This window comes from Telluria sp. LT1R51-2 (assembly GCF_059685775.1).
In genome coordinates this window covers 3,943,048-3,955,491 of the sequence record NZ_JCASIM010000001.1, presented here as the reverse complement: position 1 = coordinate 3,955,491, position 12,444 = coordinate 3,943,048, and the positions used below count along the sequence as shown (strand labels likewise).

Sequence of the window (12,444 nt, the reverse complement as noted above, 5' to 3'; positions counted from 1 at the left end):
GTCATCACGATCAGAAGCAGTGCTCGGCAGCCGGGAAGCTGCCATCCTTCACGGCCGTCACATAGCTCGTGACGGCCGCGTCGATGCTGGTCTGGCCATCCATGAAGTTCTTCACGAAGCGCGCCTTACGGCCCGGGAATACGCCCAGCAGATCGTGCATCACCAGCACCTGGCCCGAGCAATCGGGGCCGGCGCCAATGCCGATCGTCGGCACCGACAGCAGCTCGGTGACTTCCTTGCCCAGCGCTGCGGGCACCGCTTCGATCAGGATCAGCGCCGCGCCGGCCGCCTGCAGCGCCAGCGCATCGTTCTTCAGGCTGTCGGCGCCCGCGTCGGTCTTGCCCTGCACGCGGAAACCACCCAGCTGGTGCACGAACTGCGGCGTCAGGCCAATGTGCGCGCACACCGGAATCCCGCGTTCGACCAGCAGGCGCACGGTATCGGCCAGCCAGGCGCCGCCTTCGATCTTGATCATCTGCGCGCCGGCGCGCATCAGCTGCACGGCGCTGTCATAGGCCTGCTGTGGGTTGCCGTAGGCGCCGAACGGCATGTCGGCCAGCACCAGTGCGTGCTTGTTGCCGCGCGCGACCGAGGCCGTGTGGTAGACCATGTCGGCCACCGTCACCGGCAGCGTCGAATCGTAACCGGCGCAGACCATGCCCAGCGAATCGCCGATCAGCAGGATCTCGACGCCGCAGCGGTCCATCAGCGACGCAAAGCTGGCGTCGTAGCAGGTCAGCATCGCGATCTTGTTGCCGGCTGCGCGCATGGCCAGCAGCGATGGCACGGTGACGGCTTTCGGGGTTGCCGGTACGGGGGCCGCGGGCGCGGGCACAGCGGCGGGCGTGGGTGCACCTGCGCCAGCCGTCATCTCGTTACCCTGCAAATATCCACTCATGAAGAAATCCTTTAAAACGATACGTCTTGGCGCTCAGTGTAATGGGGCGCCTGCGAAGCTGCAGTCAGCGCGCATTCTACTGCAGCCTGCCTTTCCTGACACGGCTAGCCCCATGTCATCAAGCCGTCAAAATACTTCAATATTCTTTGAATTGTTGTATCGTTCGTCTATCATTCGCATGTCTTGTAATGCATCAATCGGAACCCCCATGGATACCAAAGCCACACTTGCCGCCCTGTCAGCGTTGTCGCAGGGGAGCCGCTTGGCGATTTTCCGGCTGCTGGTCCAGGTGGGGCCGGCGGGGCTGGCGGCCAGCCGGATTGCCGAGCACCTCGATGTGCAGCCGTCGGCGCTGTCGTTTCATCTGAAAGAGCTGTCGCACGCAGATTTGCTGTCGTCCCGGCAGGACGGGCGCTTCGTGATCTATTCGGCCAACATCGCGACGATGAATGGCCTGGTCGGCTTTTTGACCGAGAATTGCTGCGGTGGCGTCCCGTGCGACGCGGCCACGGGCGATGCCTGCAAGCCGCACTGACGCGGCACATGACCCTTACCCAGACCAACCATCCCATGAACATTCTCTTTCTCTGCACCGGCAATTCGTGCCGCTCCGTCCTCAGCGAGGGCACGTTCAACCATCTGGCGCCCGAGGGGTGGCAGGCAATCAGCGCCGGCAGCCAGCCGACGGGCACGCTGCATCCGCGCGCTGTCGCGCTCCTGCACCGCAAGGGCATCTCGACCGAGGGCTATTACAGCAAGTCGTGGGACGACTTGCCGGTCACGCCCGATATCGTCGTGACCGTCTGCGGCAGCGCGGCCGGCGAGACCTGTCCTGCTTATCTCGGCCCGGTGCTGCGGACGCACTGGGGCCTGGACGATCCAGGTCACGTCGTCGGTACCGACGAACAAATCGAAGCGGCGTTCGAGCGTACTTATGCCATCATCCTGGCCCGCATACACGCCTTCCTGGCGCTGCCGCTGGAGGAACTGCAAGCTGACCGCAACCGGTTCAAGGCCGAGCTCGACCGCATCGGCACCTTGTTGCCCTGAGCGGCATCCGGCACTGCCGACGCTGTAATTGATTGACCTGTTCACTAGGACCCTTTGTGCTGATCGCATCACTGATTTTTCTTGCAACACTCGTTCTCGTCATCTGGCAGCCCCGGGGGCTGGGCATCGGCTGGAGCGCCACGGCCGGCGCTGCGGTCGCGCTGCTGACCGGTGTCATCCACGTCGCCGACATCCCGGTGGTCTGGGCCATCGTCTGGAATGCGACGGGGGCATTCGTCGCCATCATCATCATCAGCCTGCTGCTGGACAAGGCGGGCTTCTTCGAATGGGCGGCCCTGCACGTCGCGCGCTGGGGCAAGGGCAATGGCCTGCGCCTGTTCATCCTGCTCGTGCTGCTGGGTGCCGCCGTGTCAGCCCTGTTTGCCAACGATGGCGCAGCCCTGATCCTGACGCCCATCGTGATCGCGATGCTGCTGGCGCTGCGTTTCACGCCCAAGGCGACGCTGGCCTTCGTCATGGCGGCCGGCTTCATCGCCGATACGGCCAGCCTGCCGCTGGTCGTGTCGAACCTCGTCAACATCGTCTCGGCCGACTATTTCGGCATCAGCTTCTCCCGCTACGCGTCGGTGATGGTGCCGGTCAATCTGGTCGCCGTGGCCGCAACGCTTGGCGCACTCATCTGGTTCTTCCGCAAGGACATCCCGGCGAACTACGACATGGCGCAATTGAAGTGCCCGGATGATGCCATTCATGACCGGGCAACCTTCATCACCGGCTGGTGGGTGCTGGGAATCCTGTTGGTCGGCTTCTTCTGGCTTGACGACATGGGCGTACCGATCAGCGCCGTGGCGGCGGCCGGCGCAGCACTGCTGCTGGCAGTGGCGGCGCGCGGAAGCCGCATCTCGACACGCGCCGTGCTGCGCGATGCGCCGTGGCAGATCGTGATCTTTTCGCTCGGCATGTATCTGGTCGTGTACGGCCTGAGGAATGCCGGGTTGACGGTGTATCTGACCGAGCTGCTGAACTGGTGCGCGCAATATGGTGTCTGGGGCGCTGCGCTTGGTACCGGCTTCATCACGGCGATCCTGTCCTCGATCATGAACAATCTGCCGTCGGTGCTGGTGGGCCTTCTGGCCATCGACGCCACCACGACCAGCGGCGTGGTGCGCGAGACCATGGTGTACGCGAACGTCATCGGCGCCGACCTCGGCCCAAAAATCACCCCGATCGGCAGCCTGGCCACGCTGCTGTGGCTGCATGTGCTGGCAGCAAAGGATATCCGTATCTCGTGGGGCTACTACTTCCGGGTGGGCATCGTGCTGACCTTGCCGATTCTGTTCATCACCCTGTGCGCGCTTGCGCTGCGCCTGAGCTAAGAAAGGTATCGCCATGAACGACACGATCCCGAACCTGCCGAATATCCGGCCTGAGTTGCTGGACATGCCGACCATCGACAAGCTCGAGCCGGTAGGGGAGATGAATCACCCGCCGCGCATCCTGCTGCTGTACGGTTCCTTGCGCGAACGCTCTTTCAGCCGCTTTCTTACCTTCGAGGCCGCGCGCATTCTCGAGCACTTCGGCGCCGAGGTGAAAATCTTCGATCCGATGACCTTGCCGATGGTGGGCAGCGTGCCGGAGACGCACCCGAAAGTCGTCGAACTGCGCGCGTTGTGCCTGTGGTCGGAAGGCCAGGTCTGGTGCAGCCCCGAGCGGCATGGCACGGTGACCGGCGTGATGAAGAACCAGATCGACTGGATCCCGCTGGAGCAGGGCGCCGTGCGCCCGAGCCAGGGCCGGACGCTGGCCGTGATGCAGGTCTGCGGCGGGTCGCAATCGTTCAACGTGGTCAACACGCTGCGCTTGCTGGGGCGCTGGATGCGCATGATCACGATTCCGAACCAGTCGTCGGTGCCGATGGCGTACAAGGAATTCGATGACGAAGGCCGGATGCGGCCCTCTGCGTATTACGATCGTGTGGTGGACGTGATGGAGGAGCTGGTCAAGTTTACGCTGCTGACCCGGGGGCGGAGCGATTATCTGACTGATCGGTATAGCGAGCGTAACGAACGTGCGCTCAAGGCGATTGACCGGCAGATTGGGAAGATTTGAACGACATCGATGTCAGCCTGGCGCGGCTATGGGCAAACAATAACGTCGGACAAAAACAATAAAGTTCGACACAAGAGGCCAGGGCGGATATGCTCTGGCGAACTTCCGCTTTTGGCCGAGAGCAGATGCCAGATATCGCACTAGCGCAGGAATGTGGGAAAACGATATGCCAGATGTACACCTCGATTTAATACGCGACCCTGCTCGCAAATTCCCATCAGTTGCAGATACCGAATTAGTACGTAGCGCAAGGGTATGGCATTGCAAGTACAAGAGCCTTGTACCCCTGGGCGCTCTGTGTAACTTGGAGGAGCTGGTAATTGCTACTTTTCCTGATGAGTCTTTCGAGTTTCTCGGCAAGCTCAGTGAACTGCGCTTTCTACAAATAGTGCACATGCCGAAGATCTGCGATATCTCGCCACTAAGCAGGCTGCAACGGCTGACGGCACTCTCCCTGTCGACACTCCCAAGTTGGGACGCTTCGAGAAAAACAACAACCATCCAGTCGCTTGATCCATTGTCCCATCTTTCTCAGCTGACCTATTTGGAACTTTTAGGCGTATGTCCTCCGGATAAATCGCTCGTCCCACTTGAGAAATGCAAACATCTTCAAACAGCTCGTGTATCACAATATCCTCTTGATGAGATGGCTCGATTCTTTAGCGCAACAGAAGTAATCAACGAGTTCAATCCACGGCCGCTTTTCTCCTAGCCGCCAATGTCTGCAATGGTCGGAACTGGTCCTTGGGATAGTCTGCGATTTTGCGGTGTTGATAGCCTCCTATGCTGGCCTGAAGGGGCGAGATTGGCCAGAAGCGGATGCCCGTGATGAGATGGCTAATGGCGATCGATCAAATGAGCAACTAATCAGAAAGTGTCCTCATGCTGCTTGCCACAGAAATCATTACGACCATTCTCGCCGCAGCGTGCGTAGTTATGGTCGTCTTGTACGCAACTTGGCTATTGACGCATCGGCTAAGGCGAGGTGAGTCCAAACGACTTGTGTTTGGGCAGTGGATTCGGCATCTCTTCGAAGCCGTTATGGGCATCTGACATTCCTTGCGTGCATTGCATACGATTCGATGGACTTCAATCAGGAGGGCATGGTGAGATTCAGTGAAGCGGAATATGCATCCTCATTCGGGAAACGAATAATCGTAGACAATGGGCGCCACTGCACGGAATATTTTGCTTACAAAGACGGAGTGCCATTGAAATTAGTTTGCCGTGACTAACGAGATAAGCGTTTGGCCTGTTTATAAAGAACGAACGGCCGTGTAAGCGGAGCGGGAACGGCTGATTCGGGTCGGTTTCGGCCTGCCGCGGCTACTGCTGAATTTTTAAACTGGCAACCTGCTATGCTGCCTCAACCGGCTGGATCCAAGGCCAGAAGCAGACATTGGCAGCATAATTTAATGTTCATGTGCACAGGAGAAAATTGCGACTATGTCCTCAAGCATTGCTACATGTTTTGACGCACTCGACAAGGTTCAGCAAGGTGGAAATTTAGACCAATCATGCCGTAAGGTCGTTATGGTGTATTCAGCGTGGGGAATCATTGAGAACGGCGGGCTCCAATATTTCTTTGAGAGCAACTTCCCTGGTGATCCACCGTATGACGTCTTCGTTCAGGCGTTCAGTAGCGTTGGCCTCACTGAGATCGCACTACGCTTCTCAAAACTGGTCTCATTATTTCCGTTCGATGATCCGCATAAGTTCCCTCAGGAAAGACAAGACTTCATTGACTCACGACCGAGTAGCTTTATCACGTCGATGGAGGAGCTCGACGATATCTTTTTCGCACATGAGAACATTGAGCAAACGTTGAACTCATTCCTGCAAGTGCCTGGTAAGAGCTAAGTGCCCTCAAGGGGAGCAGGAGTCCATCCTATCGTATGGGGTCGGAAGCTGACGCGACCGAAGGTCTGCAACCGGCCAAGCAGACGAACCGGAGTAGTTCATCGATGGCACAGATACCGTGGAAGGCAGGTGCAATGAATAACCAGACCGAAACATTCCGTTGGATTTCCGTTCGAGACTGTTAAACGTTTCTTTGGGCGATGTATGTCGCTTACGAAGGCGTGGCGTTCGCTTCTTTTAAAGGGAGGCTTTCGTCTTTGCATCTGCATGAAGTACCGGGAGCAAGTAATTGCGTTACGGCGGCGCTTACGCGTGAGGATGATGGGTCGGGAAGCGATTTCTGGAGCGTTCCAATTAACGAGGAAACGATAAAAGCGCTGAAGACGAAGCTTTCGTTGCCAAGAATTCTTGGAAAATATGGTGTGGTTGTGCACACTCAATTGGCTACAGAAGAGCAGTTGATCTTCAGCGCCTGCGATAACTTTCACAAAGATTGCGTACGGGTCTGGCAGATTGTTCCGACGTCACTACTGAAAGAATTGGAACGTAAAGGTGTAATAAGGCATATCTGACCATGGCCATCATCGACTTCGCGATAGTCCGCTCTGGGTCGGATCCGGTCCTCCATAACAGTCTACGATTTTCCGCTCATGGCGACCTGCTATGCTCGAACTGAACGGCCGCCATCGGCCTTAGATTCAACCGGCCGAATAGGGCGAAGGAACCAGCAGGTTGCGTCAAACTTTACCTGCATGCCCAGCATGTCGACATCGTTCGCCTCATAGCCGTGCTCGCGTCGAACTTTATTGTCCGCCCACAGCAGCGCCTGCCGCCAGCATGGCGAGCGCGTACCTGAGCATCCACGTTTCACGCGCGATCGACAGCCCCATGTGCGCCGGCTTGGTACCGAGTATCCGCTCGTTGTGTTCGATGGCGGCATCGATATCGATCCAGCGCGGCACCATGCCGTTGGCCACCTCGTACGCTTCGGGCGAGGTCGCGCCCAATTGGCCGTCAACGTGACAGCGATAGAAGTGCGAGCGCATGAATAGCACGTCGTAGCCACTTTTCAGCGGCGGGCGATGCTCGTCGAGATAGCCGACGTAACTTTCGACAGTGACGTTGGCGGCGCCCGTTTCTTCCAGCAGTTCGCGGCGCAGGCCGTCCATCGGGTCTTCGCCCGCATCCAATCCTCCGCCCGGGAAGCTGTAGTCATCGTAGCGGCGGGTATACAGCAGCAAGATGTCGCGGCCACGCAGGATGATGGCGCGCACGGCCTGCCGTTCGAAGATGGTGCCTTCGAGTGAGAGGCCGGGATGGGTCAGTGTATGCAGCAGCGTCACAAAAGCTCCTGGTACTTCGTTAAAGTGCGCGCGGTGGTGACAAGGCCATGACGAGTATGCTGCGCCTGACGCACGGGTATCAGTCGAGTTTGGCGATCGTCTGGCCGGCGACCAGTTGCGCGAAGTCGCGTGCGGCGCCGTGGCCCGGGATCACGATGTCCGGTGCGATTTCCAGCAGCGGCGCGATCACGAATGCGCGTTCGTGCATGCGCGGATGCGGCACGGTCAAGGTGTCGCTGGCGATCGTCTCGTCGCCGTACAGCAGCAGGTCGAGGTCGAGCGTGCGCGGGGCGTTGTGGTACGGGCGCTCGCGGCCATGCGCCTGCTCGATGGCTTGCAGGGCCGCCAGCAGCTCGTGCGCGCCGAGCGACGTGTCCAGGCACGCCACGGCGTTGATGTAATCATCGCCGCTCGAGTCGATCGGGGCAGTGCGGTACATGCTGGACGTGTGCAGCAGCATGCCGCCGTCCATGCGCGCCAGGCGCGCGAGCGCGTCGAGCACGTTGCCACGCGCGTCGCCCAGGTTCGCACCGATGCCGATATAGGCGATCATTTGCCGCGCATCGCCCGGTACTTGGCTTCTTCGTGCGCCGCATAGGCAGCGTCGCGGGCCCGGTCTTCGGCGGTCAGGCCGTCGTCAGGGTCCGGCGCGTGCACGGCGCCGCCGACATCGCCTTCGCCGCCGCTCTTGCGTGGCGCGCGCCGTGGCCGGCGCTTCTTGGCCGGGCCACCTTCGCGCTCGCGCGAGACAGCCACTTCGACCAGGCGCTCGCGGTCACCACCTTCGGCGGCGTAGAAATCGGTCCACCAGTCGCCGATTTCCATGTCGAGTTCACCCGATTCGCAGCGCAGCAGCAGGAAGTCGTAGCCGGCGCGGAAGCGCGGGTGTTCGAGCAGCTTGTACGGCGCGCGGCCGGCGCGGCGCTCGAAGCGCGGCTGCATGGCCCAGATGTCGCGCATGTCGGTGGCGATGCGGCGCTGCAGGGCCAGGTTCTCGGTCTGCGTTTCGAGCACGTCGTCGGCCGCCAGGTGCAGGGCAGGGATCGGCGACTCGCCGCCAGCGACATAGGCCGTCCACTTCTCGAGCACCTGGTGCCACAGCAGCGCCGCAAACAGGAAGCCCGGCGAGACGCCCTTGCCGGCCTTGATGCGGTTGTCGGTGGACTCGAGCGCCAGCGTGACGAACTTCATGCCGATCGGCTGCTCGAGCACGACATCCAGCAGCGGCAGCAGGCCGTGGTGCAGGCCGGCCGAGCGCAGTTGCTGCAGGCACGCCAGCGCATGGCCGGACATCAGCAGCTTGAGCATCTCGTCGAACACGCGCGCAGCCGGCACGTTGTCGATCAGCGGGGCCATGACAGGGATCGGTGCCAGCGTGGCCTGCTCGATCGAGAAGCCCAGCTTGGCCGCGAAGCGCACGACGCGCAGCATGCGCACCGGGTCTTCGCGATAGCGTTCTTCGGGCACGCCGATGATGCGCAGCAGCTTGTTGCGGATGTCTTCCATGCCGCCGTGGTAATCGAGTACCTGCTGGCTGGCCGGGTCGTAGTACAGGGCGTTGATGGTGAAGTCGCGGCGCGCCGCGTCTTCGTGCTGCGGGCCGAAGCTGTTGTCGCGCAGGACGCGGCCATGCTCGTCCTTCGGCGCGTTGTCGCTGCCGTTGCCGCGGAAGGTGGTCACCTCGAGCAGGTCCTGGCCGAACATCACGTGCACGATCTGGAAGCGCCGGCCGATGATGAAGGCGCGCCGGAACAGTTTTTTCACCTGTTCGGGCGTGGCGTCGGTGGCGATGTCGAAGTCCTTGGGTTTGACGCCCAGCAGCATGTCGCGCACGGCGCCGCCGACGACGAAGGCCTGGTAACCGGCTTCCTGCAGTGCCTGCGTCACGCGGATCGCGTTGGACGACACGCTGCGCGGGTCGATGCCATGTTCGTCGGGGCCGAGGATGACCGGCTCGGTCGGGTCGCGCTGGTCTTTCACACCCAGGATTTTACGGATGAAGGTTTTAATCATTGAATAGTTGGATGGTTGGCCAGCCCTGTTCGCGCGCGTGGCTTGCGAGCGCCTTGCCGGGATTGGTGGCGACCGGGTGAGACACGATCGACAGCAGCGGGATGTCGTTGTGCGAATCGCTGTAGAAGTAGCTGCGCCCGAAGCTGTCGAACGGCTGCCCCAGGCGTTCGAGCCAGGCGTGCATGTGAACGACCTTGCCGGGGCCCGATGTCGGCGTGCCGGTCAGGCGGCCGGTGAGCATGCCGGCAGCGTCGAATTCGGGCATCGCGGCGATGTGGTGCTCGACGCCGAAGGCCGCCGCGATCGGCGCCGTGATGAAGTGGTTGGTGGCTGTGATGATCGCCACCAGGTCGCCGGCGTCCTGGTGATCGCGCACGAGCTGGATGGCCTGCGGCGTGATGGCCGGCTCGATCACTTCGCGCATATAGCGCGCATACAGTGCGTCGAGTTCCGCGCGCGGAAACGTCGCCAGGGTGCCAAGTGCGAATTCGAGGTACTCGACCGGATCCAGCACGCCGGCGTTGTACTGGGCGAAGAAGGCGTCGTTGCGGGCGCGGTAGGCGTCGCCATCGACCGCGCCAACCCGCGCCAGAAATTCGCCCCATTCGTGATCGGAGTCGATCGGCAGCAGCGTGTGGTCGAGGTCAAACAGGGCGAGGTTTTTCATTCTTTGGATTCGAGCGGCAGGTTTTCTTGCAACAGCAGGTCGCGCAGCAGCGGCAGCGTGACCGGGCGCTGGGTTTCAAGCGAATACTGGTCAAGCGCATCGAGCATCGTCGACAGGGAACGCATGTCGCGTTTGAAATGAGACAACAAATAGGGTAACACGCTGGCCGATAGCGTCAAACCGCGCGCCTCGGCGGCGTGCGTCAGCGCTTCGATCTTCTGGTCGTCGGACAGGCCGTGGATCTGGTACACCAGGCCCCAGCCCATGCGCGTGCGCAGGTCTTCGCGCACCTGCAGCACCGCCGGCGGCACGGGCCCGGTGCAGACCATGTAGGCGCCGTGTTCGCGGATCTGGTTGAACAGCGCAAACGCATCGATCTGGCGCCGGGCACTGAGGCGATGGCAGTCATCGAGCAGGTACAGCGTGGTGCCGGCGGCATGCACGAACTGGCTGGCCGGCGCATCGAACGGGATGTAGCGCGCGCCTGGGCTGGCGGCCAGGCCCTGCAGCAGGTGGGTCTTACCGGCGCCGGTGTCGCCCCACAGATAGGCGAAATGCTCGCGCGAACTGCGCTCGGCGAACAGGTGCATCAGGTGCGTCAGCTCGGCATTGGCCCCGACCTGGAAGGTGTCGAGGCTCTGGGCCGGTTCGGCGCCTAAATCGAGCACCAGCTGTTTCATCGCGAGGGCCGATTCATGCCGGAAGATGGAGGAATGGGCATGCCAGTAAGGATAAGTTTTCGTTGTTATGTACGTTAAACGGCAGCGGTCGGCCTATAAAAGGAATACAGGGGAAGCCGTTTTGCTAAAATAGTGGATTGACCAGTTTCGCCGGTCGCCTCCTATTTTACCGCCTCCGCTGCCAAATACCATGAACCAACCATCTAATGTTTCTCTCTCCTACCGCGATGCGGGTGTTGATATCGATGCCGGCGACGCGCTGGTCGAAGCGATCAAGCCACTTGCCAAGCGCACCATGCGTGAGGGCGTACTGGGCGGCATCGGCGGCTTCGGCGGTCTGTTCGAAATCAGCAAGAAGTTCAAGGAACCGGTTCTGGTCTCGGGCACCGACGGCGTGGGCACCAAGCTGCGCCTGGCGTTCGAGCTGAACCGCCACGACACGGTCGGCATCGACCTGGTGGCCATGAGCGTCAACGACATCCTGGTCCAAGGCGCCGAGCCGCTGTTCTTCCTCGACTACTTCGCCTGCGGCAAGCTGGACGTGGCCACCGCCACCGCCGTGGTCAAGGGCATCGCCCTGGGCTGCGAACAGTCGGGCTGCGCGCTGCTGGGCGGTGAAACCGCCGAAATGCCGGGCATGTACCCGGACGGCGAATACGATCTGGCCGGCTTCGCCGTCGGCGCCGTCGAAAAATCGCAGATCATCGACGGCAGCAAGATCGTGCCGGGCGACGTAGTGCTGGGCCTGGCCTCGTCGGGCATCCACTCCAACGGTTACTCGCTGGTGCGCAAAATCATCGAGGTGGCCAAGCCCGACCTCGACGGCGACTTCCACGGCCGCAAGCTGGCTGACGTGCTGATGGCGCCAACCCGCCTGTACGTCAAGCCGCTGCTGGCGCTGATGGCGTCGATGGAAGTCAAGGGCCTGGTCCACATCACCGGCGGCGGTCTGGTCGAGAACATCCCGCGCGTGCTGCAGGATCACCTGACGGCCGTGCTGGATGCTTCGTCGTGGATGATGCCGCCGCTGTTCCAGTGGCTGCAGCAGCACGGCGGCGTGGCTGACGCCGAAATGCACCGCGTGTTCAACTGCGGCATCGGCATGACCGTCATCGTCTCGAAAGAGAACGCCGACGCCGCCTTTGCCCAGCTCGAAGCGGCTGGCGAAACCGTCTACCGCATCGGCGAAATCCGCGCCCGCGCCGACGGCGAAGCGCAAACCATCGTCGTCTAACCGCGATGACACCCCTGGCGCCGTCCCTGTCCATTCGCGACGAGGAACGGCGCCAGCGGGCTGGCCACGGCGGTGCCGTGGTCTGGATCACCGGCCTGTCCGGCGCCGGCAAGACCACGCTGGCCGACGCACTGCAACGCACGCTGTTCGACCTGGGCTGCCAGGTATTCGCGCTCGATGGCGACAAGGTGCGCAACGGCCTGTGCGCCGATCTTGGTTTTTCCCTTCCTGAACGTTCCGAAAACATTCGCCGCATCGGCGAAGTGGCGCACCTGTTTTGTCAGGCCGGCCAGATCGTGATCGTCTCGGCCATCTCACCCATGCGCGCGGACCGCGACCGTGCTCGCGCGCTGGTGCCGGCGCCGCAGTTCATCGAAGTGTATTGCCGCTGCCCGCTGGCGGTGTGCGAGGCGCGCGATCCGAAAGGGTTGTACCGGCGGGCGCGGGCAGGGCAGTTGGCGGAGTTTACGGGGATTTCATCGCCGTATGAGGCGCCGGAGGCGGCTGAGGTGGTTGTTGATAGTGCTGCTGCTTCGGTTGATGATGGGGTGGGTAAGGTGTTGGCCAGGCTGCGGCAGCACGGCATAATCAATACCTCAAGCGCCGACGGCGCGTAATCCCGTCGCAGG

The 12,444-nt window shown here is 61.5% G+C and carries 15 protein-coding genes; 9 read left to right on the top strand and 6 right to left on the bottom strand.

Features of this window, described 5'->3' with window-relative positions:
• Positions 1-10: 10 nt before the first annotated feature.
• Positions 11-898 (bottom strand): 3-methyl-2-oxobutanoate hydroxymethyltransferase, encoded by an 888-nt coding sequence (gene panB, locus AC56LH_RS17465; RefSeq protein ID WP_499648118.1) that lies wholly within the window; start codon positions 896-898, stop codon positions 11-13.
• A 208-nt stretch (positions 899-1,106) separates the two neighbouring features.
• Between panB and AC56LH_RS17460 the strand changes: the two genes are divergently transcribed.
• The 7 genes from AC56LH_RS17460 (at position 1,107) to AC56LH_RS17430 (ending at position 6,450) form a co-directional block, all read left to right on the top strand.
• Entirely contained in the window at positions 1,107-1,433 is a 327-nt protein-coding gene (locus AC56LH_RS17460; protein WP_499456810.1) for an ArsR/SmtB family transcription factor, read from the top strand.
• Between the two features lie 35 nt (positions 1,434-1,468).
• Entirely contained in the window at positions 1,469-1,948 is a 480-nt protein-coding gene (locus AC56LH_RS17455; RefSeq protein WP_499648116.1) for an arsenate reductase ArsC, read from the top strand.
• A 56-nt stretch (positions 1,949-2,004) separates the two neighbouring features.
• Positions 2,005-3,285 carry an arsenic transporter gene (locus AC56LH_RS17450; RefSeq protein WP_499648114.1) on the top strand — a complete coding sequence of 427 codons (1,281 nt, stop codon included), beginning with the start codon at positions 2,005-2,007 and terminating at the stop codon, positions 3,283-3,285.
• A gap of 13 nt (positions 3,286-3,298) precedes the next feature.
• Entirely contained in the window at positions 3,299-4,018 is a 720-nt protein-coding gene (gene arsH / locus AC56LH_RS17445) for an arsenical resistance protein ArsH (RefSeq protein WP_499648112.1), read from the top strand.
• A gap of 166 nt (positions 4,019-4,184) precedes the next feature.
• Positions 4,185-4,730 carry a hypothetical protein gene (locus AC56LH_RS17440; protein ID WP_499648110.1) on the top strand — a complete coding sequence of 182 codons (546 nt, stop codon included), beginning with the start codon at positions 4,185-4,187 and terminating at the stop codon, positions 4,728-4,730.
• Between the two features lie 734 nt (positions 4,731-5,464).
• Positions 5,465-5,878 carry a DMP19 family protein gene (locus AC56LH_RS17435; RefSeq protein ID WP_499648108.1) on the top strand — a complete coding sequence of 138 codons (414 nt, stop codon included), beginning with the start codon at positions 5,465-5,467 and terminating at the stop codon, positions 5,876-5,878.
• Positions 5,879-6,078: 200 nt separating this feature from the next.
• Complete coding sequence (locus AC56LH_RS17430; RefSeq protein ID WP_499648106.1) at positions 6,079-6,450, top strand: hypothetical protein; 372 nt, start codon at positions 6,079-6,081, stop codon at positions 6,448-6,450.
• A gap of 231 nt (positions 6,451-6,681) precedes the next feature.
• On the opposite strand, the gene AC56LH_RS17425 is transcribed toward AC56LH_RS17430, so the two are convergent.
• The 5 genes from AC56LH_RS17425 to hda all read right to left on the bottom strand — a co-directional run bounded on the left by AC56LH_RS17425 (position 6,682) and on the right by hda (position 10,581).
• Positions 6,682-7,221: an NUDIX hydrolase gene (locus AC56LH_RS17425; protein WP_499648104.1), complete on the bottom strand. Its 540-nt coding sequence runs from the start codon at positions 7,219-7,221 to the stop codon at positions 6,682-6,684.
• A 79-nt stretch (positions 7,222-7,300) separates the two neighbouring features.
• Entirely contained in the window at positions 7,301-7,774 is a 474-nt protein-coding gene (folK, locus tag AC56LH_RS17420) for a 2-amino-4-hydroxy-6-hydroxymethyldihydropteridine diphosphokinase (protein WP_499648102.1), read from the bottom strand.
• Entirely contained in the window at positions 7,771-9,234 is a 1,464-nt protein-coding gene (gene pcnB / locus AC56LH_RS17415) for a polynucleotide adenylyltransferase PcnB (RefSeq protein WP_499648100.1), read from the bottom strand. Before pcnB ends, folK begins: the two co-directional genes overlap by 4 nt.
• Positions 9,227-9,901, bottom strand: a complete 675-nt coding sequence (locus AC56LH_RS17410; protein ID WP_499648098.1) for a histidinol-phosphatase — start codon at positions 9,899-9,901, stop codon at positions 9,227-9,229. The genes pcnB and AC56LH_RS17410 overlap by 8 nt, the downstream gene beginning before the upstream one ends.
• Positions 9,898-10,581: a DnaA regulatory inactivator Hda gene (gene hda, locus AC56LH_RS17405; RefSeq protein ID WP_183556114.1), complete on the bottom strand. Its 684-nt coding sequence runs from the start codon at positions 10,579-10,581 to the stop codon at positions 9,898-9,900. Before hda ends, AC56LH_RS17410 begins: the two co-directional genes overlap by 4 nt.
• Before the next feature lie 190 nt (positions 10,582-10,771).
• Here hda and purM point away from each other — a divergent pair, with 190 nt between their 5' ends.
• Positions 10,772-11,815: a phosphoribosylformylglycinamidine cyclo-ligase gene (gene purM / locus AC56LH_RS17400; RefSeq protein WP_499648096.1), complete on the top strand. Its 1,044-nt coding sequence runs from the start codon at positions 10,772-10,774 to the stop codon at positions 11,813-11,815.
• 5 nt (positions 11,816-11,820) lie between these two features.
• The gene (gene cysC / locus AC56LH_RS17395; RefSeq protein ID WP_499648091.1) at positions 11,821-12,432 is read left to right on the top strand and encodes an adenylyl-sulfate kinase; all 612 of its coding nucleotides are present in this window, start codon (positions 11,821-11,823) and stop codon (positions 12,430-12,432) included.
• Positions 12,433-12,444 lie beyond the last annotated feature (12 nt).